The organism is Pseudomonas sp. QD4, from assembly GCF_049199125.1.
GTDB lineage: Bacteria > Pseudomonadota > Gammaproteobacteria > Pseudomonadales > Pseudomonadaceae > Aquipseudomonas.
Genome location: NZ_JBLZOM010000002.1, coordinates 1 through 24547 on the forward strand (window position 1 = coordinate 1; position 24547 = coordinate 24547).

At 63.5% G+C, this 24547-nt stretch carries 19 protein-coding genes and 2 pseudogenes; 4 read left to right on the plus strand and 17 right to left on the minus strand.

Annotated elements, in window-relative coordinates:
• Positions 1 to 46: 46 nt before the first annotated feature.
• From ACOZJV_RS10755 to hutC, 11 genes and pseudogenes are all read right to left on the minus strand, one after another.
• A pseudogene (locus ACOZJV_RS10755) lies at positions 47 to 233 on the minus strand (imidazolonepropionase); the annotation flags it as partial.
• Positions 234 to 245: 12 nt separating this feature from the next.
• Entirely contained in the window at positions 246 to 1655 is a 1410-nt protein-coding gene (locus ACOZJV_RS10760) for an amino acid permease (protein WP_078469421.1), read from the minus strand.
• 224 nt (positions 1656 to 1879) lie between these two features.
• Positions 1880 to 3418, minus strand: coding sequence for a histidine ammonia-lyase (hutH, locus tag ACOZJV_RS10765; RefSeq protein ID WP_102047881.1), 1539 nt, complete (start codon positions 3416 to 3418; stop codon positions 1880 to 1882).
• 111 nt (positions 3419 to 3529) lie between these two features.
• Positions 3530 to 5053 (minus strand): histidine ammonia-lyase, encoded by a 1524-nt coding sequence (gene hutH, locus ACOZJV_RS10770; protein WP_421547610.1) that lies wholly within the window; start codon positions 5051 to 5053, stop codon positions 3530 to 3532.
• A 48-nt stretch (positions 5054 to 5101) separates the two neighbouring features.
• Positions 5102 to 5932: a quaternary amine ABC transporter ATP-binding protein gene (locus ACOZJV_RS10775; protein WP_020299502.1), complete on the minus strand. Its 831-nt coding sequence runs from the start codon at positions 5930 to 5932 to the stop codon at positions 5102 to 5104.
• The gene (locus tag ACOZJV_RS10780) at positions 5929 to 6780 is read right to left on the minus strand and encodes an ABC transporter permease (protein WP_078469419.1); all 852 of its coding nucleotides are present in this window, start codon (positions 6778 to 6780) and stop codon (positions 5929 to 5931) included. The genes ACOZJV_RS10775 and ACOZJV_RS10780 overlap by 4 nt, the downstream gene beginning before the upstream one ends.
• Before the next feature lie 72 nt (positions 6781 to 6852).
• Positions 6853 to 7821 (minus strand): ABC transporter substrate-binding protein, encoded by a 969-nt coding sequence (locus ACOZJV_RS10785; protein WP_421547611.1) that lies wholly within the window; start codon positions 7819 to 7821, stop codon positions 6853 to 6855.
• Between the two features lie 74 nt (positions 7822 to 7895).
• The gene (locus ACOZJV_RS10790; protein ID WP_078469417.1) at positions 7896 to 9365 is read right to left on the minus strand and encodes a purine-cytosine permease family protein; all 1470 of its coding nucleotides are present in this window, start codon (positions 9363 to 9365) and stop codon (positions 7896 to 7898) included.
• A gap of 99 nt (positions 9366 to 9464) precedes the next feature.
• Entirely contained in the window at positions 9465 to 11147 is a 1683-nt protein-coding gene (hutU, locus tag ACOZJV_RS10795) for a urocanate hydratase (protein WP_078469416.1), read from the minus strand.
• Between the two features lie 388 nt (positions 11148 to 11535).
• Positions 11536 to 12108, minus strand: coding sequence for a HutD family protein (locus ACOZJV_RS10800; RefSeq protein WP_201129095.1), 573 nt, complete (start codon positions 12106 to 12108; stop codon positions 11536 to 11538).
• On the minus strand, positions 12105 to 12773 hold the full coding sequence (hutC, locus tag ACOZJV_RS10805; protein WP_238596131.1) for a histidine utilization repressor: 669 nt from the start codon (positions 12771 to 12773) through the stop codon (positions 12105 to 12107). Before hutC ends, ACOZJV_RS10800 begins: the two co-directional genes overlap by 4 nt.
• A 187-nt stretch (positions 12774 to 12960) precedes the next feature.
• Here hutC and ACOZJV_RS10810 point away from each other — a divergent pair, with 187 nt between their 5' ends.
• Positions 12961 to 14325, plus strand: a complete 1365-nt coding sequence (locus ACOZJV_RS10810) for a formimidoylglutamate deiminase (protein WP_421547612.1) — start codon at positions 12961 to 12963, stop codon at positions 14323 to 14325.
• A 132-nt stretch (positions 14326 to 14457) separates the two neighbouring features.
• Here the strand turns inward: ACOZJV_RS10810 and ACOZJV_RS10815 are convergent, their stop codons facing one another.
• Both ACOZJV_RS10815 and ACOZJV_RS10820 read right to left on the minus strand, forming a co-directional pair.
• Positions 14458 to 15027 carry a lipocalin family protein gene (locus ACOZJV_RS10815; RefSeq protein ID WP_078469413.1) on the minus strand — a complete coding sequence of 190 codons (570 nt, stop codon included), beginning with the start codon at positions 15025 to 15027 and terminating at the stop codon, positions 14458 to 14460.
• Between the two features lie 31 nt (positions 15028 to 15058).
• Positions 15059 to 15313 (minus strand): lipoprotein, encoded by a 255-nt coding sequence (locus ACOZJV_RS10820; protein ID WP_020299511.1) that lies wholly within the window; start codon positions 15311 to 15313, stop codon positions 15059 to 15061.
• A gap of 29 nt (positions 15314 to 15342) precedes the next feature.
• Between ACOZJV_RS10820 and ACOZJV_RS10825 the strand changes: the two genes are divergently transcribed.
• From ACOZJV_RS10825 to ACOZJV_RS10835, 3 genes and pseudogenes are all read left to right on the plus strand, one after another.
• The gene (locus tag ACOZJV_RS10825; protein ID WP_153050192.1) at positions 15343 to 15570 is read left to right on the plus strand and encodes a hypothetical protein; all 228 of its coding nucleotides are present in this window, start codon (positions 15343 to 15345) and stop codon (positions 15568 to 15570) included.
• Between the two features lie 37 nt (positions 15571 to 15607).
• Positions 15608 to 16630 (plus strand): annotated as a pseudogene (locus tag ACOZJV_RS10830) (HAMP domain-containing protein); the annotation flags it as partial.
• A 93-nt stretch (positions 16631 to 16723) separates the two neighbouring features.
• Positions 16724 to 17488, plus strand: a complete 765-nt coding sequence (locus ACOZJV_RS10835; protein WP_421548313.1) for a methyl-accepting chemotaxis protein — start codon at positions 16724 to 16726, stop codon at positions 17486 to 17488.
• Between the two features lie 158 nt (positions 17489 to 17646).
• Here ACOZJV_RS10835 and ACOZJV_RS10840 read toward each other — a convergent pair whose 3' ends face one another.
• The 4 genes from ACOZJV_RS10840 to ACOZJV_RS10855 form a co-directional block, all read right to left on the minus strand.
• Positions 17647 to 18249, minus strand: coding sequence for a DUF924 family protein (locus ACOZJV_RS10840; RefSeq protein ID WP_201129090.1), 603 nt, complete (start codon positions 18247 to 18249; stop codon positions 17647 to 17649).
• Positions 18250 to 18253: 4 nt separating this feature from the next.
• Positions 18254 to 19264, minus strand: coding sequence for a class 1 fructose-bisphosphatase (locus tag ACOZJV_RS10845; protein WP_020299514.1), 1011 nt, complete (start codon positions 19262 to 19264; stop codon positions 18254 to 18256).
• A gap of 218 nt (positions 19265 to 19482) precedes the next feature.
• Complete coding sequence (locus ACOZJV_RS10850) at positions 19483 to 20862, minus strand: DUF3999 domain-containing protein (RefSeq protein WP_421547613.1); 1380 nt, start codon at positions 20860 to 20862, stop codon at positions 19483 to 19485.
• Positions 20859 to 24503: a DUF2339 domain-containing protein gene (locus tag ACOZJV_RS10855; RefSeq protein ID WP_421547614.1), complete on the minus strand. Its 3645-nt coding sequence runs from the start codon at positions 24501 to 24503 to the stop codon at positions 20859 to 20861. The genes ACOZJV_RS10850 and ACOZJV_RS10855 overlap by 4 nt, the downstream gene beginning before the upstream one ends.
• Between the last annotated feature and the right edge of the window lie 44 nt (positions 24504 to 24547).

Sequence of the window (24547 nt, forward strand, 5' to 3'; positions counted from 1 at the left end):
CCCCGCCGGGGTTGCCCCCTAAACCCTTTTGGGTTTGCCAATTCTAAACCCCCGGGGTTTCCCCTGCCCCCCGCCTGTCCTTTTCCTGGGGGTTTGCCGCGGCCGGGCCCCCCCGCGCCCCGGCCGATCCACTCGATGTGCGCCCCTGACGTCACCATGGCCGCGTCCTCGATGATCGAGTAAGTGCCCGAGGCCATGCTGGCGACGTTGCAGTGTTGCCAAAGAGTTTTCATCCAGGGTCTCCGTTAATGGTCAGTCGGTGAAAAAGTGCGATCAACCTCCAGCGCCTGAGCCGCCGCTGGCTTGACCCACAACATATAGGCAATCACCAGCAGCACGATCCACACCGCGCCCACCATCAGCGCCGCCTGAGTCTGCGGGAAATAGCCCAGCACGCCAAAGATGAACAGCATGAAGACGATGGCCGCCGCCGGTGCCCAAGGCCAGAACGGCACCTTGAACTGCAACTGGGCAACCTGCTCGGCGTTCATGGAGCGACGCATTGCCACCTGGGTCACGAGGATCATCAGCCAGACCCAGACCGTGGCGAAGGTCGCGATGGACGCGATCAGCAGGAACACGTTTTCCGGGATCAGGTAGTTCAGCAGCACGCCGCCCAACAGGGCCGCCGCCATCACCACCACGGTCATCCATGGCACGCCCTGCTTCGACAGTTGGGCAAAGCCCTTGGGCGCCTGACCTTGCTGGGCCAGGCCATACATCATGCGCCCGGCGCCGAAGATGTCGCTGTTGATCGCCGACACCGCCGCCGAGATCACCACGATGTTGAGGATGGTCGCCGCCGAGGCGATGCCCAGGTTATCGAAGATCTGCACGAACGGGCTGCCCTGGGTACCGATCTGCTGCCATGGGTAGATGGCCATCAGCACAAACAGGGTCAGCACGTAGAACAGCAGAATCCGCAGCGGTACGGCGTTGATCGCCTTGGGAATAACCCGACGCGGGTCCTTGGCTTCACCGGCGGTGATGCCGATGATTTCAATCCCGCCAAAGGCAAACATCACCACCGCGAACGAGGCGATCAGGCCACCGATGCCGTTAGGCATGAAACCGCCATGGGCCCACAGGTTGGAGACCCCCACTGCCTGATCGCTGCCGGCCGAACCGATGCCGAACAGCATGATGCCGAAGCCGCCGAGAATCATCGCGACAATGGCCCCGACCTTGAGCAGCGACAGCCAGAACTCCATCTCGCCGAAGACCTTGACGTTGCACAGGTTCAGGCCGCCGATCAGCAGCACAATGCCCAGCACCCAGATCCAGCGGGCCACCTCCGGGAACCAGAAGCCCATGTAGATACCGAACGCAGTGACGTCCGCGAGGCAGACGATGATCATTTCAAAGGCGTAGGTCCAGCCCAGGATGAAGCCCGACAACGGCCCCAGGTACTGGCTTGCGTAGTGCCCGAACGAACCGGACACCGGGTTATGCACGGCCATCTCGCCGAGGGCGCGCATCACCATGAAAACGGCTGCGCCACCAATCAGGTAGGCGAGCAAAACTGCAGGGCCGGCCATTTGAATGGCCGAGGCAGAACCGTAAAAAAGCCCGGTGCCGATGGCAGACCCCAAGGCCATGAACCGAATGTGGCGAGCCGATAGGCCGCGCTTCAATCCAGCTGTTTTCTGTTCCATTTCTTCGTCCCCTATTTATTCTTATCAGACGACCATTTCTTCCCGGGCACATGCCCGGGAAGAATCATCAACAGACGCTCCGCGTCCATTTTGTGACGCCAGGCGTCACAGGCCGCACTTCCATGCCAGGCATGGAGACAATCAGCAGCCTCCCCTACTCGAGGCTCGGCAGCAGCCTGCACAAGCCCGGCGTGAAGGCCGGGCCGCGCAAGGCTTTTTGGTGATTACAGGCTTGGCAGCAACTTGGCCGGCACCAGCTCGTTCAGGCAGCGCGAGGCCAGCAGTTCGCTTGCGGCATTGATGTCCGGCGCGAAGAAGCGGTCCTTCTCGTAGAACGGCACCTTGGCGCGCAGGGCGCTGCGGGCTTTTTCCAGCTTGACCGAGGTCTTCAGGCCATCGCGCAGGTCCAGGCCCTGGCAGGCCGCCAGCCATTCCACGGCGAGCACGCCACGGGTGTTTTCAGCCATTTCCCACAGGCGCTTGCCGGCGGCCGGAGCCATCGACACGTGGTCTTCCTGGTTGGCGGAGGTCGGGATGCTGTCCACCGAATGCGGGTGAGCCAGGGCCTTGTTTTCGCTGGCCAGGGCCGCCGCGGTGACCTGGGCGATCATGAAGCCGGAGTTGACGCCGCCATTGGCCACCAGGAACGGCGGCAGTTGCGACATGTGCTTGTCCATCATCAGCGAAATGCGACGCTCGCTCAGGGAGCCGATTTCGGCAATGGCCAGGGCCATGTTGTCGGCGGCCATGGCCACCGGCTCGGCGTGGAAGTTGCCACCGGAAATCACGTCGCCTTCGGCGGCGAATACCAGCGGGTTGTCGGAAACGGCGTTGGCTTCGACCACCAGCACTTCGGCCGCCTGGCGCAACTGAGTCAGGCAGGCGCCCATGACTTGCGGCTGGCAGCGCAGGGAGTACGGATCCTGGACCTTGTCGCAGTTCTCGTGGGAGGCCGACACTTCACTGCCCTCGCCCAGCAGGTCGCGGTAGGCCGCGGCGGCATCGATCTGGCCACGCTGGCCACGGGCCGCGTGAATCCGCGCGTCGAACGGCGAGCGCGAACCCAGTACTGCCTCGACCGTCAGGCCGCCACAGGCCAGGGCGCCGGCGAACAGGTCTTCACCTTCAAACAGGCCGCGCAAGGCATAGGCAGTGGACACCTGGGTGCCATTGAGCAGGGCCAGCCCTTCCTTGGCGGCCAGGGTCAGGGGCTTGAGACCGGCAACTTTCAAGGCTGCGGTCGCTTCCAGCCATTCACCCTTGTAGCGCGCCTTGCCCTCGCCCAGCAGCACCAGCGACATATGGGCCAACGGTGCCAGGTCGCCGGAGGCGCCTACCGAACCCTTGAGCGGGATGTGGGGATAAACCTCGGCGTTGATCAGCGCGATCAGGCCATCGATCACCTGGCGACGGATACCCGAGAAACCACGGCTCAGGCTGTTGACCTTGAGCACCATGATCAGGCGCACCAGGTCATCGCTGATCGGCTCGCCGACACCGGCGGCGTGGGACAGCACCAGCGAGCGCTGGAGGTTTTCCAGGTCGGCGCTGGCAATGCGGGTCGAGGCCAGCAGGCCGAAACCGGTGTTGATGCCATAGGCGGTGCGGTTTTCCGCGAGGATCTGCTCGACGCAGGCAACGCTGGCGTCGATCTGGGCCGAGGCACTGTCATCCAGGCTCAGGGTCACCGGTTGCTGATAGATGGCACGCAGTTGAGCCAGGCTCAGTTGGCCGGGGATAAGGTTAAGCGCAGTCACATTCATTCTCCTTTTGAGAGTTTTATTAACTTGCCAGTCGCTCCGGATAATTCCGTTGTCCGTCGCCACCCGCTGGTTGAGCGGAGTGGCGCCTTGGCACGCTGGCTTGTGTAGAAATCAGTACAGTTTCGGTAAAACGTCTTCGAGCAGTGTCGGGTCTTGCAAAATCGAGGCGGCGCTGGCGATGTCCGGCGCCAGCCAGCGGTCCTGGTCATAGGCCGGGACCCGTTGGCGCAGCAGCTTCCAGGCGCGGCCGGTGCCCTGGCCAAAGCCCTGGGGCTTGAGAAATTCGAAGGCCTGGGCCGCCAGCAGGTACTCGATGGCGAGGATCTGACGGCAGTTCTCCAGGGCCCGGTGCAGCTTCAGCGCGGCGTTGGTGCCCAGGCTCAGGTGATCCTCCTGCAGGCCCGAGGTCACGTAGTTGTCGAGCACCGCGGGTTGCGCCAATTGGCGGTTTTCCGCGCACAGCGACGCGGCCACGTATTGCACGATCATCATTCCGGAATTGACCCCCGGGTTGCTCACCAGGAAGGCCGGCAGGCCGCTGACATGAGGGTTGATCAGGCGGTCCAGGCGACGCTCGGCGATCGAGCCGATTTCCGCCATGGCGATCGCCAGCAGGTCCGCGGCCAGGGCCACCGATTGGCCGTGGGGATTGGCCTGGGACACCACCCGGTAGTTATCCGGCGTGCCCAGCAGCAGCGGGTTGTCGGTGGCGGCGTTGAGTTCGGTTTCGATCTGGCGCGTGGCGTGGGCCAACTGGTCGCGGGCGGCGCCGTGCACCTGGGGAATCGAACGAATGCTCAAGGCGTCCTGGGTGCGGACACCCAGGCTGTTGGCGATCACTTCGCTGCCTTCGAGCAGGCCCCGCAGGTTAGTGGCGACCTGTTGCATGCCCGGGTGCGGCTTGAGGGCGATGATCTCGGCGTCGAACGCAGCAATCTGTCCGCGCAAGGCTTCAAAACTCATGGCGCCGATCACATCGGCCCATTGCAGCAGGCGTGTGGCATCGGCCAATGCCAGGCAACTGAGGCCGGTCATGCACGGCGTGCCGTTGACCAGGCACAGGCCGTCCTTGGCCCCCAGTTGCACCGGCTGCAAACCTTCGGCTGCCAGGGCTTGCGCGGCCGCGACCACCTGGCCGCGATAACTGACCTGGCCCACCCCGAGCAGGGCGATGCTGATATGCGCCATGTGGGTCAGGTAACCCACCGAACCCTGGGACGGCACCTGCGGCGTAATCCCGCGATTGAGCACGTTCAGCAGTGCCTCGACCACCGGCCGCTGCACCCCGGATTTGCCCTGGCTGAAGTTGATGATGGCGGCGCAGAGAATGGCCCGGGTCTGCTCGTCACTCAGCACCGGACCGACGCCGCAGGCGTGGCTGAGCAAGGTATTGCGCGACAACTGGCTGAGTTGCTCGCCCTCGAGCGAAACGTTGCACAGCGCCCCCAGGCCGGTGCTGACGCCGTAGGCGCGCTCGCCGCTGGCGACGATGCGCTGGACGATGGCCTGGGCATTCTCGACCCGCGCCCAGGCCTGCTCCGACAGCACCAGTTGCGCGCCCTGGCGGGCGACGGCGACGACATCCTGCCAACGCAGCGGGGCGTCGGCGATAACGATTGTTTCAGCCTGGGACATGTCCGGCCTCATACCGAGTGAATGACGGTGCAGCAGCCACGGTGCTCATCAGACCACCGCCGCGCGGCGCTGGACGAAACGGTCGACGTACTCGTCGGCCGGCGAATGCAGGATCTCTTTCGGCGTGCCGACCTGGATCAGGCGGCCGTCCTTGAGGATCGCGATGCGATTGCCGATGCGTACCGCCTCATCCAGATCGTGAGTGATAAAAACGATGGTCTTGTGCAGGGTCTTCTGCAGCTCGAGCAACTGGTCCTGCATTTCGGCGCGGATCAGTGGGTCGAGGGCGCTGAAGGCTTCGTCCATCAGGATAATGTCGGTGTCCGCTGCCAACGCCCGGGCCAGGCCGACCCGTTGGCGCATGCCGCCGGAGAGCTGGTGCGGGTATTTGTTTTCATAGCCCTTGAGGCCCACGGTATTGATCCAGTGCAGCGCACGTTCGGCGCAGACCTGCTTGCTCTCGCCGCGCACTTTCAGGCCATAGGCGACGTTGTCCAGCACGCTCTTGTGGGGCAACAGGCCGAAGCTCTGGAACACCATGCTGATCTTGTGCCGGCGAAACTGGCGCAGGGCGTCCATGTCGTATTGCAGGATGTCCTCGCCGTCCACCAGGATCGCGCCGCTGGTGGGGTCGATCAGGCGATTGAAGTGGCGCACCAGGGTCGACTTGCCGGAGCCGGAGAGGCCCATGATCACGAAGATTTCGCCGGTGCCGATGCTCAGCGACAGGTCGTTGACCCCGACCACGCAACCGGTCTCGGCCAGCACCTGGTCCTTGCTCTTGTTCTGGCGAATCATGTTCAAGGCATCGGCGGAACGATTGCCGAAGATCTTGAACACGTTCTTGACTTCGATTTTGCTGATGGCTGTGTTGCTCATGGGTTCACCTCATGGCGTGGACGACCATAGGCCTGGGTAATCCGATCGATCACCACCGCCAGAATCACGATGGCCAGCCCCGCTTCCAGGCCGCGCCCGACGTTGAGGGTCTGGATGCCCACCAGCACGTCTTCGCCCAGGCCACGGGCACCGATCATCGAGGCGATCACCACCATCGACAGGGCCATCATGGTGGTCTGGTTGATCCCGGCCATGATGCTCGGCAGCGCCAGCGGCAATTGCACGCCGAACAGCTGCTGCCAGCGATTGGCACCAAAGGCGTTGATCGCTTCCATGACCTCGCGGTCGACCTGGCGAATACCCAGGTCGGTGAGGCGGATCAGCGGCGGCGCGGCGTAGATGACGGTGGCGAAGATCGCCGGCACCTTGCCCAGGCCGAACAGCATCAGCACCGGGATCAGGTACACGAAGCTGGGCATGGTCTGCATGATGTCGAGCAGCGGCATCAGCACCGAACGCAGGCGATTGCTGCGCGCCGAAAGGATGCCCAGGGGAATGCCGATCAGCACCGAAATCACGGTCGCCACCAGCATCAGTGCCAGGGTCTGCATCAGCTTGTCCCACAGCCCGACGGCGCCCACCAGAAACAGCAGGCCGACAATCACCGCAGTGGTCACCACCTTGCGTGTCGCATGCCAGGCAATGCCGCCGACAATGGCCAGCATCAGCCACCAGGGCGCCATGCGCAGCAGGCCTTCGAGGTTGACGATGGCCCACAGCAGGGTGTCGGAGATGTGGCGGAAGACATCGCCGTAATTGGTCACCAACGAGTCAACCCAACCGTTGACCCAGTCGGCGATAGAAAATGTGAAACGCTCAGGAAACATAAGCAACTCTCGATCAAGGGGGGATGTGGCGTCGCTTGCGGCAGCCAGTGCTGACGGCCGCAAAGGCTCTACCTACAAGGCCGCGTCGATTTTCCTGGCCGCATCGTCGCTTACCCATGCATGCCAGACTTCAGGATGTTCCTTGAGAAAAATTTTCGCCAGTTTCGGCGATTCGATGCGTTCCTTGGTCATCCGCGCCAGGTTCTGGTTCAGCAGATCGATCGGCAGGTTGACCTTCTCCAGCACCGCGACCAGCTCCGGCGCCTGCTCGTGGAACACCTTGGACAGGCCGACCTTGATGGTCACGCTTTTATCCACGCCGGGTTTCTCCTCGAGCTTCACCAGGTCGACCTGGCCCATCAGCGGCGTCGGCGACCAGTAGTAAAACAGGATCGGCTCGCCACGCTTGTAGCTCGACAGCACAGCGGCATCCAGGGCCGGGCCGGTGCCCGGGCGGAAGTTGGTGTAGCTGTTTTCCAGGCCGTAGCTCTTGAGCATTTCGCTGTTGTCCAGCTCACAGGTCCAGCCGGCCGGGCAGTTGTAGAAACGGCCTTTGGCAGGCTCTTCCTGGTCCTTGAACACTGCTGAATACTTGGCCAGGTCGGCGATGTTCTTCAGGTCCGGCGCCTTGGCTTCCAGCTTGCGCTTGGCATCGCCCTCGATCACGTAGCGCGGCACGTACCAGCCTTCGACGGCACCCACCACCGGGGCGCCGACACCCACCACCTTGCCGGCCTTCTCGGCCTTGTTCCAGACTTCGCTGCGGCCTACCCACTCCTCGGCGAACACTTGAATGTCGTTGCTGCCCAGGGCGTTCTCCATGGTGATGGAGTTGCCGGGCAAGGTATCGGTCTTGCAGTCGTAGCCTTTTTCCAGCACCAGTTGCAGCACGTCGGTCAGCAACATGCCGCTTTCCCAGTTCAGCCCGGCGAACTTCACCGGTTTGCCGGATTCGCACCAGCCGGCGGCCTGGGCAGCACCGGCACTGGCCAGCAGGCCCATGGAAAGCAGAGTGGTCAGCAGGGTCTTATTGACGCTCATTGTGTGACGCTCCTAATCATGAATTGGCATACGGCAGTCAAGAGGCATCCAGCCCTATCCACGTCCAATCAGGCTCACACCGCGCTTGCGCGGGCCGCCCCACTCAGCTTTTGTTCGGTGACCGCGTCCTGCTCTACCGGCAGGATCAGACGATCGGGTACCGCGCCATGCCATTTCCTGGCGGCGAAGTAATACAGCGCTGCCGGCACCACCAGGCCGATGATCCAGGAGATATCGGTGTCCCCCAGGCTCGCCACCAGCGGACCGGTGTAGAAATGGGTGGAGATGAACGGCATTTGAATCAACACACCAAACACGTAAATGCTGATGCCCATGAGGTTCCAGCGCCCGTACCGGGCATTGGGGTCCGAGAGCGCGGGAATGTCATAGCGCTCTTTGGTGATGCAGTAGAAGTCCACCAGGTTGATCGCGCTCCAGGGCGTGAAGAACGCCAGCAGGAACAGGATGAACGCGGAGAAATCCTTGAGGAACGAGTCCTTGCCCAGCAGTGCCAGGGACGCCGCGATCGAGACCATGATGAAGATGTACAGCAGGCGCACGCCGCTGCCGATGTGCCGGCTGCCGCGAAAGCCGCTGATGATGGTGGCGATCGACATGAAGCTGCCGTAGGCGTTGAGGGTGGTCACTGTCACCTTGCCGAAGGCCACGGCGAAATACAGCAGGCCGGCAACGATCCCGGTGCCACCCAGGCCGACGATAAACGACACCTCGTGGTGGGCGAACTGCGAACCGGCCAGGGCCGCCGCGAACACCCCGAACACCATCGCCGCCTGCGCGCCGATCACCGAACCCAGGCCCACGGCCCAGAAGGTCTTGACCGCCGAAGTGCTGCGCGGCAGATAACGCGAGTAGTCGGCCACATAAGGGCCAAACGCGATCTGCCAGGATGCCGACAACGACACCGCCAACAGAAAGCTCGAAAGAGAAAAATGCTTGTTCCCCAGCAACGCGCCAATGTCGTTGCCGGACAGCAGTTTGTAGAACAGGTAGATGAAGGCCACGACCCCCAGCACGCTGGCGACCCGGCCAATGCCGTGAATCACCCGGTAGCCGAAGATGGTGAAGACCATGATCGAGCCGGCAAACAGCACGATGCCGACCCAGTCCTGGACCTGCAGCAGTTGCGCCACCGCCTGCCCCGCCAGCAACGAACCGCTGGCCGAGAAACCGATGTACATCAGGCACACCAGCACCAGGGGAATCACCGCACCGTAGACACCGAACTGCACACGGCTGGAGATCATCTGCGGCAGGCCCAGTTGCGGCCCTTGCGCCGCGTGCAGCGCCATAACCCCGCCGCCGATCAATTGCCCAAGCAACAGGCCGATCAGCGACCAGAACACATCACCGCCCAGCACCACGGCCAGGGCCCCGGTGACAATTGCAGTGATTTGCAGGTTGGCACCCAGCCATAGGGTGAACTGACTCAATAGACGACCGTGTCTTTCCGCTTCCGGGATGTAGTCGATCGAACGCCTTTCGATCAACGGTTTACTGCTTGCACGATCATTCGATAAAGCCATTTACGTCGAACCTCTATGGGCACTGCAGACGATTTGCTGCTCCGACAAGAGCGTTTTTTGTAGCGGCGGGAGCCGGTGGGCCGGCCCCCGCGATACGGCTTACTGGCCGGTGATCATCGGCAGATTCAGGCCTTGCTCCTTGGCGCAGTCGATGGCGATCTGATAGCCGGCGTCGGCGTGACGCATGACACCGGTGGCTGGGTCGTTGTGCAGCACGCGTGCGATACGCTCGGCAGCTTCATCGGTACCGTCGCAGACGATGACCATCCCCGAGTGCTGGGAGAAGCCCATGCCGACGCCGCCACCGTGGTGCAGCGAGACCCAGGTCGCGCCACTGGCGGTGTTGAGCAGGGCGTTGAGCAGTGGCCAGTCGGACACGGCGTCGGAACCATCCTGCATCGACTCGGTTTCGCGGTTCGGGCTGGCGACCGAACCGGAGTCCAGGTGGTCGCGACCGATCACGATCGGCGCCGACAGCTCACCGCGGCGCACCATTTCGTTGAATGCCAGGCCGAGCTTGGCGCGCTGGCCCAGGCCAACCCAGCAGATACGCGCCGGCAGGCCCTGGAAGCTGATGCGCTCGCGGGCCATGTCCAGCCAGTTGTGCAGGTGGGCGTCGTCGGGGATCAGTTCCTTGACCTTGGCGTCGGTCTTGTAGATGTCCTGCGGGTCGCCGGACAGCGCGGCCCAACGGAACGGACCGATGCCACGGCAGAACAGCGGACGGATATAGGCCGGTACGAAACCCGGGAAGTCGAAGGCGTTTTCCACGCCCTCTTCCTGAGCCATCTGCCGGATGTTGTTGCCGTAGTCGAAGGTCGGAATGCCCTGCTTCTGGAAGTCGAGCATGGCCTTGACGTGCACCGCCATGGATTGCTTGGCAGCCTTGACCACGGCGGCCGGCTCGGTCTTGGCGCGAGCACGGTACTCGTCCCAGGTCCAGCCGGCTGGCAGGTAACCGTTGAGCGGATCGTGAGCGCTGGTCTGGTCGGTGACCATGTCCGGGCGCACACCACGCTTGACCAGTTCCGGGAGGATTTCCGCGGCGTTACCCAGCAGGGCAATGGAGATGGCCTTGCCTTCCTTGGTGTATTTCTCGATGCGGGCCAGGGCGTCGTCGAGGTCGCGGGCTTGTTCATCGACGTAGCGGCTGTTGAGGCGGAAATCGATGCTGACCTGCTGGCATTCGATGTTCAGCGAGCAGGCACCGGCCAGGGTCGCGGCCAGCGGCTGGGCGCCACCCATGCCGCCGAGGCCGGCGGTGAGGACCCAGCGGCCTTTCAGATTGCTGTTGTAGTGCTGGCGACCGGCTTCGACGAAGGTTTCGTAGGTGCCCTGGACGATGCCCTGGCTGCCGATGTAGATCCAGCTGCCGGCGGTCATCTGGCCGTACATGGCCAGGCCCTTGGCATCCAGTTCGTTGAAATGTTCCCAACTGGCCCAGTGCGGCACCAGGTTGGAGTTGGCGATCAGTACGCGCGGTGCGTTGCTGTGGGTCTTGAACACGCCGACCGGCTTGCCCGATTGCACCAGCAGGGTTTCATCGTCATTGAGGTTGGTCAGGCTCTCGACGATCTTGTCGTAGCACTCCCAGTTGCGCGCGGCGCGACCAATGCCGCCGTAGACCACCAGCTCTTTAGGGTTCTCGGCGACTTCCGGATCGAGGTTGTTCATCAGCATCCGCAGCGGCGCTTCCGTCAGCCAGCTCTTGGCGGTCAGCTTGTTGCCGCGGGCAGCGCGAATTTCGACGTTCCGGTATTTCGTAGGTTTGTTGTCAGTCACGGAAAAAATCCTCAGCAATCAATCCAAACCAACCCAGGCAGTGGGCCAGCGAGCCTGCGCGCAGGGGTTGCGCTACAAGCGAATCAGCAATGGCGCGAAGAGGAAATCACCTCACTCTTACGCACACATCTTTACTTGTACATACAAGCATATGCAATCAAGCGGCCAACTCGGGAAACGACTACCGAAGAAAATTCGATGCAGGCGTGCACGCCTTGAAAATAAAGGCTTTGCGCAGAGGTGATTTTTTTCGCGGGATTTTTCGAGGGTGGTAACGGCTGTTACCAAAGCGTGGTTTTGCGCCACGCTGGGGCGTTCGGTAACAAACTGGTGCGCGATTGGGAAACGCCAACCCCACAAAATCTGTAGCGCTGCAGGGCTACGGTTTTTAGAGGTGGGTGAGTTCGATTACGCAGCAGCGGCCGCCGATGGCGACCTCCAGCAATGAGGCATTGCCGTCCAGTTGCAGGCAATCGTGGCAACCCAGCTCCTGCAACGCGCCGTCATTGATCGTGACCTGCAACTGCTCAGCCACGCTGAACACCAGCAGGGTGCTGGCCTGGCTGAAGAAACGCTGCTCGCCTTCGAGCCATTGCAGGCGCGCTTTATAGCGGTCGGCGGCGTAGATCAGGTTGAAGTCGCGGATCGGACCGTCCAGCAGGTTGCAGGTCACCTGGCTCGCGCCACTGAAAGCGAAGGGGTCGAGGGGCAGCAGCGGACGCGTCTCGTGGCCATCCACCGTCAGCGCCATGCCGCTGCCTTGCAGCACGGTGATGATCCGCTGGTAGCCGGCAAAGCTGGAAAAACCACCGGACTCACCGATATCGGCAATCGACAGGCGCCAGCCAAACCCTTCCAGGCCAACGCCGGCATCACGGGTGATTTCTTCGGTGCTGCCACCGCCGTTCTTCCACGGCATGCGCGGGTAGTCGGTCGCGCGCAAAAGTTTCAACTGGGTCATTTATGAAAGCGTCCTTCCAGACGATGACGGGAACCGGGGTGGATCAACCGCGCCGCGGTCACTGGCTGGCGACCGGACCAGGTGCGGCGCCGGATCAGCAGGCACGGCTCGCCGCGCTCGATCTGCAACAGCCTGCACTCCTCGGCCTCGGCCAGAATCGCCTCGACCACATGCTCGCCCTCGGTCAGCGGGGCCACCTGGTTCAGGTAGGCGTAGGGGGTTTGCAGGGTGAAGTCTTGCTTGAGGTACTCCGGCGCCACCAGGGCGTTGACGAAGCGGTCTTCGATTTGTACCGGAATATCGTTTTCGAAATGCACGATCAGCGAGTGGAACACCTTCTGCCCTTCGCGCATGTCCAGGGCCACGGCGCGTTCGGAGCCGGCGGCCTCTTCACCCAAGGTGATGACCTTGCACGTGTGGCGATGGCCACGGGAGGCAATCTCGTCGGCAATGTTATGCACTTCGAACAGCGCCGACTGGCTCTTGGGTTCAGCGACGAAGGTGCCGACGCCCTGCATCCGCACCAGCATGCCCTCGGCAGTCATTTCGCGCAGGGCACGGTTGATGGTCATGCGGCTGAAACCCAGCTGATTGACCAGTTCACTTTCCGACGGAACGCGGTAGTGCGGCGGCCAGTTTCCGCTCTCGATCTGCTGGGTGATCATCTGTTTGACGCGGGCGTACAAGGGCGCCGGACTATCGCCCAAGTGGGCGGCCAGCGGGGAGTTGGCAGTCGGAATCGGCACAGGGAATCCTTGTTCGTGAATAAAGGGGGCTAGCTTGCCGGAGTTTACCGAGCAGGCAAACGTCTGTATATGTATATACAAATAACACACGATGGGGTGCTGAACCATGTCCGCCTTCTTTGCCGAACGCGCGCTGCTGCCTAATGGATGGGCCAACAATGTACGTCTTGAGGTCAGCGCCGACGGCCTGCTGACCCACATCCAGGCCAACGCCGATGCGCAAGGAGCTGAACGGGTCCAGGGCCCGCTGCTGCCAGGCATGCCCAACCTGCACTCCCACGCCTTCCAGCGGGCGATGGCCGGCCTGGCGGAAGTCGCCGGCAACCCCAATGACAGCTTCTGGACCTGGCGCGACCTGATGTATCGCCTGGTCGGCAAGATCAGCCCCGAGCAACTGCACGTCATCGCGCGCCAGCTGTACATCGAAATGCTCAAGGCCGGCTACACCTCGGTCGCCGAATTCCATTACGTGCACCACGACACCACCGGCCAGCCCTATGCAGACCCGGCCGAACTGGCGCTGCGTATCAGCCAGGCGGCCAGCTCTGCCGGCATCGGCCTGACTCTGCTACCCGTGCTGTACAGCCACTCGGGCTTCGGCGGCCAGGCACCCAATGAAGGCCAGCGACGCTTTATCAACAGCACCGAGAACTACCTCAAACTGCAATCGCGTCTGCAACCGCTGCTGGCCGCACAGCCGGCGCAACGACTGGGATTGTGCTTTCACTCATTGCGCGCGGTCACGCCGCAGCAGATCAGCGAGGTCCTGGCTGCCAGCGACCGACAGTGCCCGGTGCATATCCACATCGCCGAACAGCAGAAGGAAGTCGACGACTGCCTGGCCTGGAGCGGGCGCCGGCCGTTGCAATGGCTGTATGAAAACACCGAGGTCGATCAGCGCTGGTGCCTGGTCCACGCCACCCATGCCAACCCGGAAGAAGTCACGCTGATGGCCAGGAGCCGGGCAATTGCCGGGCTGTGCCTGACCACCGAAGCCAACCTCGGGGACGGGATCTTCCCCGCCGTGGACTTCCTGGCCCAGGGCGGGCGCATGGGCATCGGTTCCGACAGCCATGTGTCACTGAGCGTGGTCGAGGAATTGCGCTGGCTGGAATACGGCCAGCGTCTGCGCGACCAGCGGCGCAACCGCTTGTATGGCGCCGATCAGCCGATGGTCGGGCGCACCCTGTATGACGCCGCGCTGGATGGCGGCGCCGAGGCGCTAGGGCAAGCCATCGGGGCATTGGAAGTGGGCAAGCGTGCCGACTGGCTGGTGCTGGACGGCAACGACCCGTACCTGGCCACTGCCGACGGCGACGCCATTCTCAATCGTTGGCTGTTCGCCGGCGGCGATCGTCAGGTACGCGATGTGCTGGTCAACGGCCAGTGGGTGGTGCGCAACGGACGCCATGCTGGGGAAGAAGAAAGCAACCGCGCCTTCACCCAGGTCCTGCGCGAACTGCTCAACTGAGGTCGGCCCCGCGCTCTTGCGGCGCGGGGGATCATTGTGGCGCGGGAGCTTGCTCGCGCCTGGCCGCACAGCGGCCACTCAGGCCAAACGGGCAATTCAACAGTCACCTGCCAATCGCCCTCGCCCCCAGCGTTACTTGGAATTCTTCGCCATCACCGAATCCGACACCCGCCAGATCAGTCGTGTGGTGTCGTAGCCCTGCTGGCGTGCCCGGCTCAGCAAGTCCTCACGAACCGTCTCGCTGACCTCCGGCTTGCGCGACAGCAGCCACAGGTAACGCCGGCTCGGGTCGCCGACAATGGCTGTCTTGTAGTCGTCGCTGACGTAAAGCACCCAGTAATCGCCCTTCGCGACCCCGGGCAGCAACCGGGAAAACCAGTTGTCGAACTCGACCCACAGCTTGTCGGTTTTACCCGGTACCTGCGGCGTCGCCGTGCCCCGCGCTTCTTCCCACTTCCACTCGGGCGTCAGGCAGCGGTTGAGCACCGCCACATTGCCTTCGGGCAACAGGGTGTAACGGGCTTCGGATTGCGCACAATTGCGCTGGAAGTACATCGGCAGTCGCGCCAGCTCGTACCAGGTCCCTTGGTAACGCTTGAGGTCGACGTGACTAACGGTCTTGGGCGCCAGCGAATCGTCCCGGGACGTGGCGCAGCCGGCCAAGAGCAGGCCGGCCAGAAGAGTGAATACCAAACGCATCATTATTTTTCTCCCGCGGGCACGTGGCCCCGGTTTACTTCAGGCCTTGCCCGGAAAACATCAGCACTTTGTCACCGGCGTACTGCACGCTGATAAAGCTGTTCTTGTCACCCCAGGTGCAACTGGACATGCCCAGGGCGCCGGAGCAATCGGTCGGTTTGCCGAGCAGGTTTTCAACCTCGGCCTTGGGCATGCCCGCCGACAGCTTGGAATAGTTTTCCTGATTGACCTTGCTGCAGGCTGCCAGCAGCACGCAGAACGACAACAGAGCGAGGGAACGCAGCGACATGGTGAACTCCTGGACGGAAGGGGGAAGGCATGGCTGCCAACCAGAAGCTTAGAAGAGAAAACCCCGATCTGGTTCCCCATGACGGCGGGTATTTATTACCGGCAAAAAACACGATTTGCGTCACAAATCAGGCACTTTCCCAAAGCCGAAAGCATTTCGTCGGCTTTGCCGAAACTCGCTTCAGTTTTGACGCTGGCAAGTCGACATATAGGCAGCGAAAAGCCCTCCACTGTGGCAAATTAGCGCACCCTCGTTGACCAGCCTCTCGCGGTAGTTCATTTAATGACCAGAAACATGAAGTTCAGCCACAAGATCCTGCTCGCCGCCGCCCTTGTGGTCGCCGTGGCGTTCGCCTGTTTCATCCTGTTCAACGACTACCGTCAGCGCGCAGCCCTGCGCAGCAGCACCGAATCTTCCATGCAGGAACTCGGCAGCCTGACCACCAGCAACATTCAGACCTGGCTCGAAAGCCGCATCCAGCTCCTGCAATCCCTGGCCCAGCAGATCGCCGTGGATGGCAACGGTGGCGACAGCCTGCAACGCAGCGTCGGCCTGCCGGCTTACGCCAGCAACTTCCAGCTCAGCTATTTTGGCGGCCAGGACGGGGTGATGTTCTCGGTGCCAGCCGGCAACCGGGCCGCCGACTACGATCCACGTGCCCGGGGCTGGTTCAAGGCGGCCAACAGCGCCGGCCGGACCATCGTCACCGAGCCGTACATCGCCGCGTCCTCCGGCAAGCTGGTGATCACCGTCGCCACGCCGGTGCAGCACCAGAACCAGTTTATCGGCGTGGCCGGCGCCGACATCGACCTCTCCAGTGTCAGCGCCATCATCAACTCGCTGAACTTCGGCGGCCATGGCCACGCGTTTATCGTCAGTGCCGACGGCAAGATCCTGATCCACCCGGACAGCAAGCTGGTGCTCAAAAGCCTGGGCGAGGCCTACCCCAACGGCGCACCCAGCATCAGCCCAGGCCTGAAAGAAGTGGACGTGAACGGCAAACGCCAATTCATCTCCTTCACCCACGTCAACGGCGTGCCCTCGGCCGACTGGTACGTGGCGCTGGTGCTGGATCAGGACACCGCGTTCGCCATGCTCAGCGAGTTCCGCACCTCGGCGATCATTGCCATGTTTATCGCGGTGGTGATCATCATCGCCCTGCTCGGCATGCTGATCCGGGTACTGATGCAACCGCTGCACCTGATGGGCCGCGCCATGCATGACATCGCCGAAGGCGAAGGCGACCTGACCAAGCGCCTGAGCATCCACGGCCACGATGAGTTCGGCACCCTGGGCCTGTCGTTCAACCGGTTTGTCGAGCGCATCCACACCTCGATCACCGAGGTGTCCTCGGCCACCGGCCAGGTCAATGAGGTGGCGCTGCGGGTGGTCGCGGCCTCCAACTCGTCGATGTTCAACTCCGACCAGCAGGCCTCGCGCACCAGCAGCGTGGCCGCAGCGATCAACGAACTGGGGGCCGCGGCCCAGGAAATCGCCCAGAACGCCGCCCTCGCCTCGCAGCATTCCAGCGACGCGCGCAACCTGGCCGCCGAAGGCCAACAGGTGGTGGATCAGACCATCGCCGCGATGCACCAGCTGTCAGCCAAGATCAGCGACTCCTGCGGCAATATCGAAACCCTGAACAGCAACACGGTGAACATCGGGCAGATCCTCGAAGTGATCACCAGCATCTCCCAGCAAACCAACCTGCTGGCCCTGAACGCGGCCATTGAAGCGGCCCGCGCCGGTGAAGCCGGGCGTGGGTTTGCGGTGGTGGCCGATGAGGTGCGCAACCTGGCCCACCGGACCCAGGATTCGGCGCAGCAAGTGCAGAAGATGATCGAGGAGCTGCAAGTGGGCGCGCGCCAGGCGGTGAGCACCATGACCGAAAGCCAGCGCGAGAGCGAAAGCAGCGTGGGCATCGCCAACCAGGCCGGCGAGCGCCTGGGCAGCGTGACCCAGCGCATCGGCGAGATCGACGGCATGAACCAGTCGGTGGCCACCGCCACCGAGGAGCAGACCGCGGTGGTCGAGTCGATCAATGTCGATATCACCGAGATCAACACCCTGAACCAGGAAGGCGTGGAAAACCTGCAATCCACCCTGCGCGCCTGCGCCGACCTGGAACAGCAGGCGGCACGCCTGAAGCAGCTGGTGGGTAGTTTCCGGATCTGAGTGTTTAGCCGCTGGGGGCATCCGGGAAGACGTCAGCGGCCGTGAGGGCCAGCGCAACCTTCGGCAGCGGCTACAAAGCCTGTAGCCGCCGTTCGGACGCTGGGTCTATACCCACGCAACTCACACGGGTGTACCTCGACGACAGGGTCGAACGCAGCTTAAAAACGCGAGCCAGGCTGGCTCAGGAAGGTAAGTTCTTCAGCGGTGGATTCACGGCCGAGGATGGCATTGCGGTGAGGGAAGCGGCCAAAGCGGGCGATGACCTTCTGGTGCCGTTCGGCGTAATCCAGATGGTCGGCAAATACCGGACGATCCTCCGCAGACTGTTGGTCATGCAACGCAGCAAAGCGCGATACGCCTTCGTTCTGCACCGCCAGGTTTTCGCAATGCTCGAACACCAGGTAGATGAACGCGCGCTGCATGGGCGGCAGTTGCCGGTCAAAATCCGCGGCGATGCCCTGGGCCACCAGTGCTTGCGCACGCAGGTCACCGCTGAAGGCCTTGGGGGTTTCGCGAAAGATCATCCGTGGCAGTTGATCAAGCAACAACACCAGGGCCAGCCAACCGTGTGGGCCTTGCGCCCATTCGGTCAATCCGCCGGCCAGTGCCTGTTCGACCTGGGCCCCGAAGCGCTCGCGCGCTTCAAGGTCCTGGCTGTCACGCTTGCCGAACCACAGCCCGCCCTTGTCCGCCACAATCTCGGCCGGCTTTTCGGCTGAGCCGAACCACCAATCGAGCAGGGGCTGCCAGGGCTGGGCCATGGGGTTATTCCTTGTGGTACGCGGTCACGCGGTCAACTTCTTCCTTCGAACCCAGGAACACCGCCACACGCTGGTGCAGGCCTTCAGGCTGGATGTCGAGGATACGCTGGTGACCGTCAGTAGAAACGCCGCCCGCCTGTTCCACCAGGAACGACATCGGGTTGGCTTCGTACATCAGGCGCAATTTGCCTGGCTTGGACGGGTCGCGAGCATCACGCGGGTACATGAACAGACCGCCACGGGTCAGGATGCGGTGCACGTCGGCCACCATCGCGGCGATCCAGCGCATGTTGAAGTCTTTCTTCAGCGGGCCGGTCTCGCCTTCCAGCAACTCGCTCACGTAGCGCTGTACCGGGGCTTCCCAGTGACGCTGGTTGGACATGTTGATGGCAAATTCCTGGGTCGATGCCGGGATGGTCATGTTTTCGTGGGTCAGGACGAAGCTGCCCATTTCACGGTCCAGGGTGAAGCCTTTGACGCCGTCGCCCAGGGTCAGCACCAGCATGGTCTGCGGGCCGTAGATCGCGTAACCGGCAGCCACTTGTTGGGTGCCCGGTTGCAGGAAGGCTTTTTCGCTCAGGGCTTCGTTCTGGCTCAGGTGCTCGTTAGGGCAACGCAGTACCGAGAAGATGGTGCCGACCGAGACGTTGATGTCGATGTTCGACGAACCGTCCAATGGGTCGAATACCAGCAGGTAGGCACCTTTCGGGTATTTGCCGGGAATCTGGTAGGCATTGTCCATTTCCTCGGACGCCATGCCGGCCAGGTGACCGCCCCATTCGTTGGCTTCGAGCAGGATCTCGTTGGAGATCACGTCGAGCTTCTTCTGCACTTCGCCCTGTACGTTTTCGGTGCCCATGCTGCCCAGAACACCGCCCAGGGCGCCTTTGGAGACAGCGTGGCTGATTTCCTTGCAAGCACGCGCCACCACTTCGATCAGGAAGCGCAGATCGGCAGGAGTGTTGTTGCTGCGGGTCTGCTCAATCAAATAGCGACTCAGGGTAACGCGGGACATGGAAGGCTCCGGAGGATGGGGGACTAAAAACCCGCGCAGTTTAACGCGAGTCGAGGCGCATTTCCTCCTGTCAGACAGGGAACTGCCCAATAGAGTTCATGGACCGCTTTCAGCGTAGCTACAAAACAGCCTTTATGACTGACATCCCCAACGGCCCCGCCAATCGGCGGTGGCGCAAGAGCAGGCGCCCTGGCCACCGCCGGTGATGTCAACGGCGATCAGGTTTTCGTCGCGGGTTTGCGCAACAGGCTGAAGGCCATGGCGCCCAGGGCCAGTACCCCGAGCAGCAAGACTGCCCACAGGGCGATTTTCTTCCAGTCCGGCCCGCTCGCTTGCGGGGCGACCGAGGGGGTGGCGGTGGACGCAGCCAGCTGCAGCGCGCCATCGACCCGGGCCTGGCCCAGGGCCTTGAGGCGTTGCGGGCTGTAGTCAGGGATCAGGGTGGCCAATGGCAGGTTCGCCGCTGCGACCGTTGGGTTGCCCAGCGCCAGGGTGTAGGGGCCGGCGCCACGGGCCAGGAACACCAGTTGCGTGGCACGCACGGCAACCTTCAAGGCCGGGGCCTCGGCACCCAGGCCACCGCCGCGCTCGTCCACCGTCAACCTGAGTTGCTGCACGTTGCGCCCGGTCAGTTGCAGATCGTTCTGCACCACGTCCTGGCCATTCTGGGTCAGGCGATAGAGCAAGCCACTGGTCAGCGGCTGCCAGGGTTGGTTGTTGTCGCGGCGGCCGTACAGGGTCACCGGTGCCAGGCTGTTGGGCTGGCTCAGCTCGACCTGCAGGCGCTCTACATTCAACCCCGTCGGCAACTGCCAGATGTATTCCCCGGCCTTGGGGCTGCTACCGGCCAGCGGCTGCGACCACAGCAGGGGCAACGGCAGGCTGCTGGTGCTGGTGCTTTGCAGTTGCGCCGAGGTCAGGATCGGCGCCGATTGCGGGGCGCTCCACAGCAGGCGCAGGTAACGCGCCGACTGCCCGGGCAAGCCGACTTCATGCTGCTCGATGCGCTCATCGGCAAACGACAGCCGCGCCACCTGCCCCTCTCCCCAGGCCTGCCAATGTTGTAGGTCGTCGCTGGCCTCGATGCTGAAACGCTGGAAACCATCGCGCTCGCTGGTCCAGTCGAGCACCAGTTGCTGCAAGGGTGCCTTGATCGCACTGGCGTCCAGCAACCACCCCCGCAGCACCTCTTCACCGGCCTCGAGCTGGCTGGACGGCTGCACCTCGACCAGGGTCCCGCTGGCACTCGACTGCACGCGCACGCTCGGCGCCGCTTCGCTGGCATCCGCCGAGCTGTACAGCGGGAACCACTTGACCTCGGTCAGGCTGCGCTGTTCGCGGGTTTCGGCCTGTTCGCGGGCCAGGGCATAGGCCTGGGGTTCGCCGGCAGCGTTGAACACGCGGATATCACCCAGATCGCTCTGGCTGGCATTGAGCTGCGCCGCCAGCGGCAGTTCCAGGCGGTACCAGGGGCCCTCGCCACTCAGGCTCAGCGGCAGCTGGGACTTGAAGTCCGCAGGTTTTTCCTGGGCCGTGGCCGACAGCGCCACACATAGGCCCAGTGCCCCCAGCCACCCCAGGTTCAGGTTCTGCTTCAAGACGACACTCCTTCGGTTTCAGGCTCTGGCCGGGGTTGATCCGGCTCTGCCTCGACGCGCTTGGGCGGCAGCGGGGCGAAATAGCCGACCACCAGCAGCAACACCCCAACGCCGATAAACGACACGATCCGCGCCAGCCCGCCACGGTTGCTCAATTCGACAAAGAACAGCTTGGCGACCACCAGGGCGATCAACCCCGCCCCCACCAGCCAGACCTCGCGGCGATGGCGCAGGTGGCCGCCGATCATCAGCCCCAGGGCAATCAGGGTCCAGACGATGGACAACCCGGCCTGCACCCGCATCGAGCCGAGCAACGCATCGAGCTCGTACGGCACCCCGCTCCAATGGTGCGCGGTACGCATCACCAGTGCGGTGAAGAACGCGAACAGCGAAATCCCCGCCACGGCCTGGGTGCCGCGCTCGGCGTAGTCGACACGGATCGCCCATTGCTCCACCGCGCTGCGCGACCACATATAAACCCCGAACAAGGCAAACAGCAGCCCCAGTTCCAGCGGGTTGAGCAATGGCAGGTACGGCAGAGGCTCGGCGCTGCCGTCGCTGGCGATGTTCGCCAGCCAGAACCAGCCCAGCATCAACACCGCCAGGGGCAATGCCGCGTACAGCCGATACTCGCGGGCATGGGCCGACACCGGCCATGGCCAGGCCCGTGGCGCGGCCATCAGCACCAGGTACAGGCTCGGCAGAATCGCCCAGCCCAACCAGCGCCAGGCGTTGTACTGCTCGGACAACAGCAGCAGGCCGTAGCGCAGCTCCAGGGCCAGCACGCCGATCAGCAACCAGCAGCCGAGCACATGGGCAGCGCTTTGCAGCCGCGCCGGCAGCATCGACGCCAGGCGCCGCAGGCTGAAGAAATGCACCGCGAACACCAGCGTCCAGGCCAGCCAGCCAACACTCGCGGCCGGGTGGTAACGCGAATGCCAGGAGGCGATCAGCACCAGCGCAGCCACCGGCATCAACAGGCTGCACAGCAGGCCCAGCGAGGCCCACTTCAGGCGCAGTGCCAGCCAGGCCCAGAGCAGCACACTGAGTGCGGCAATCGCCAGCAACAGGCTGCCTTGCAGGTGCATAGGGGCAAAGCGCAGCACTTCCCGGACCAGGGCAAAACTCCACCAGCAGGCGCCCCACGCCAGCAACAGATTCGACAGGTGTCCCAGCTTCAAGGCGTCAAACACCGGACCATGACTGCCGCGTTGCAGGCGCCAGGCGCCGACCAGCGCGGCCAGGGCCAGCACCATCGGCGTGCAGAAGTCAGCGTTGGCCAACGGCCGCAGGCCTTCGCTGAGCAGCGGGCCGAACCAGTCGGCACCGGCCAGCAGGAAGGCGCTGCCGCCGATCACCTGCAACAGCAAACCGAAAACGAAACTGGCGCGCTGCTGCAAATACAGGCTCAGCCAGATGATCAACAGGCCACTGACCGCCCACACCCCGCTGGCGATGGACCACGGCAGGACAAACAGCACCGCCAGGTTGATCATCATCAAGCCGGCCAGCAACACCACCGACAACCCGCGCAGCAAGCGCACATCGTTGCGCACCATGTCGTCCCGGGCAGCCAGCAACATGCCGCCGATCAGCGCCAGGCCAATCAGCGAGGCGCTGAGCAGGCCATTCCAGCCGGCGCTGAACACTGCCGTGGAATCGCCTTCGGCGCCTTGCAGGCGCAACAGAAACAACGCACCGCCCAACAGCTGCACGGCAAAGGCCGTGAACAGGAAGGTCCGCGATTGCAGGCGCAGGCCGACAAACAGCGTCGCCAAACCGGCCAGGGCCCAACCGATGGCGGTGCCGTGGGTGAAGAAGAACAACGGCGCCAACAGGTACAGGAAACTCAAGCCCAGGCAGGCCAGAATCGGCAACAACCCTTGCTCCCAACTCGACACCTGCTGCGGTTGGGCCTTGCGCAGTTGATAAAAGCTGAACAGCAGCGCAGCACCCAACAACAGCGCTCCCAGGGGCGCGCCATCCAGCAGGCTGTTGCTGCCAGGGTGCAATTCGCCGAGGAAGGCCACCGCCGCGCCCAGTTGCAGCAACAAGGCAAATGCCCGGGCCAATGGCCGTTGCTGGCGCAAGCCGAGCCAGAAGATCCCCGCGCCTTCGACCGCCCAGGCGGCGCTGGTCCAGCGTGCGTCCAGGCCCAGGGGAATCGCCAGGCTGGCGAAAATCACACCCAGGGCCAGGCAGGTCTCGCCCAGCAGCAAGGCGCGGCCGCCGCTCAGCACTCGCGCCAGGCCCATGTAGAGGATGCCCAGCGCCAGGGCACTGAACGCCGCGCCGAACTCCAGGTGCTGCACCAGCGCGAACTGCAGGCCGAAGCCTACCAGCGGCGGGCCGAACAGCATGCTGCCGTCGACGTAGTCGCCCTTGCGCGCCGACCAGCGCAGCAGTGCCTCGCGGCTGGCGTCTTGCGGCGCATCGGGCAAGTCCATGAGTGTGCGCCGGGCGAACAGCAGGCCGATCGCCAGGTACATCAGGAAGAACACCACCAGGAACGGCTCGGTGCTCCACAACAGCTGCGGCTCGTAGGAGCGCAGGCCCCAGGCGAAACCGATGCCGAAGGTGCCGACAAAACCGATCAGGTTCAGCAGGCGCCAGGCCTTGAACCAGGCGATGGCGAGAATCCCGGCATTGAGCAGGGCGAAGTAGCTGAATAAAGCGACGTGGCTGCCGGCTCCGGTGGAGGTCAGGATCGGCGCGGCAAAGCCGCCCAGGGCAGCGGCGGCGGCCAGGCCCAGGGCATCCTGGGTCACAGCCAGGATCGCCGAGAACAGTGTGACCGCCACCAACAGTCCCAGGGCTGCCGATGGGTCGAGCAGCGGGTGCAGGCGCATGGCCGCAAAGACCGTCAGGTACAGCACGCCGATCCCCGTGCCTTGCAGCATCAGCCCGTAGTTGCTGTTGCGCAGCCGCAGCCACCAGCCCAGGCCCAGCAACCCCAGGGCGCTGGCGGCAACCCCGGCGTAACGCAATTCAATCGGCACCACCATGCCTTCGGTGGCATAGCGCAACAGGAAGGCCAGGCCGAGGAACAACAGCAGCACACCCACCCGCAGCACGGTGTTGCCGCCAAACAGCCAAGTGCGCGCGCCGCTGATGGCGCGCTCGATCAGGTTGGGTTCCAAGGGTTCGGCGGGGGCCGCTGGCGCTATCGGCTGGCGCGTAGGCTGCGCCTGGCGCAGGACGTCGGCCGGCGGGGCCTGGCTGAATTCGCGAGTGGTTGCCGGGCTCGGTTGCAGTGTGGGTGGCAGTTCCCAGACCAATTCCCCGGGCGCAGGCTCGACAACCGGTGGCGGCTGAGGTTTTGCAGACTGGGCCAGCAGAATCGGCAGCGCAGGTTCCGGCGTGGGCGCCAGGTTGACGCTGGGCGCTTCGCTGGCCGGGGCCGGCTCAGGCGTGCTGGCGCCACTGCGCTCAAGGGAGGACAGACGCTGGCCGAGGGCTGCCAGCGCGGTTTTGGCCTGCTGCAGCTCGCGGTGCAGCTCGCGGGCCTGGGCACTCAGGCCATCCACCCGGACCGCCAGGCCAATGCCCAGGCCCAGCAGCGCGCCGATCAGTGCGTCGCTGAAGGACTCATCGAGCACCCAGCCCAGCACCAGCCCTATCAGCATGAAAATCCATTGCATGGTCGATATCCCTAAGCACCGAATCAGATCCTGCCGCCAGCAGC

Coding starts and splice junctions, on each gene's coding strand:
- ACOZJV_RS10855 (WP_421547614.1), bottom strand. CDS start 24,503: ATGCAATGGATTTTCATGCTGATAGGGCTGGTGCTGGGCTGGGTGCTC.
- hutH (WP_102047881.1), bottom strand. CDS start 3,418: ATGAATGTGACTGCGCTTAACCTTATCCCCGGCCAACTGAGCCTGGCT.
- ACOZJV_RS10825 (WP_153050192.1), top strand. CDS start 15,343: ATGGCTGCCAACCAGAAGCTTAGAAGAGAAAACCCCGATCTGGTTCCC.
- ACOZJV_RS10840 (WP_201129090.1), bottom strand. CDS start 18,249: ATGGCCCAGCCCTGGCAGCCCCTGCTCGATTGGTGGTTCGGCTCAGCC.
- ACOZJV_RS10820 (WP_020299511.1), bottom strand. CDS start 15,313: ATGTCGCTGCGTTCCCTCGCTCTGTTGTCGTTCTGCGTGCTGCTGGCA.
- hutH (WP_421547610.1), bottom strand. CDS start 5,053: ATGTCCCAGGCTGAAACAATCGTTATCGCCGACGCCCCGCTGCGTTGG.
- ACOZJV_RS10790 (WP_078469417.1), bottom strand. CDS start 9,365: ATGGCTTTATCGAATGATCGTGCAAGCAGTAAACCGTTGATCGAAAGG.
- ACOZJV_RS10845 (WP_020299514.1), bottom strand. CDS start 19,264: ATGTCCCGCGTTACCCTGAGTCGCTATTTGATTGAGCAGACCCGCAGC.
- ACOZJV_RS10785 (WP_421547611.1), bottom strand. CDS start 7,821: ATGAGCGTCAATAAGACCCTGCTGACCACTCTGCTTTCCATGGGCCTG.
- ACOZJV_RS10810 (WP_421547612.1), top strand. CDS start 12,961: ATGTCCGCCTTCTTTGCCGAACGCGCGCTGCTGCCTAATGGATGGGCC.
- hutC (WP_238596131.1), bottom strand. CDS start 12,773: ATGATCACCCAGCAGATCGAGAGCGGAAACTGGCCGCCGCACTACCGC.
- ACOZJV_RS10815 (WP_078469413.1), bottom strand. CDS start 15,027: ATGATGCGTTTGGTATTCACTCTTCTGGCCGGCCTGCTCTTGGCCGGC.
- ACOZJV_RS10835 (WP_421548313.1), top strand. CDS start 16,724: ATGTTCAACTCCGACCAGCAGGCCTCGCGCACCAGCAGCGTGGCCGCA.
- ACOZJV_RS10800 (WP_201129095.1), bottom strand. CDS start 12,108: ATGACCCAGTTGAAACTTTTGCGCGCGACCGACTACCCGCGCATGCCG.
- ACOZJV_RS10760 (WP_078469421.1), bottom strand. CDS start 1,655: ATGGAACAGAAAACAGCTGGATTGAAGCGCGGCCTATCGGCTCGCCAC.
- ACOZJV_RS10775 (WP_020299502.1), bottom strand. CDS start 5,932: ATGAGCAACACAGCCATCAGCAAAATCGAAGTCAAGAACGTGTTCAAG.
- ACOZJV_RS10780 (WP_078469419.1), bottom strand. CDS start 6,780: ATGTTTCCTGAGCGTTTCACATTTTCTATCGCCGACTGGGTCAACGGT.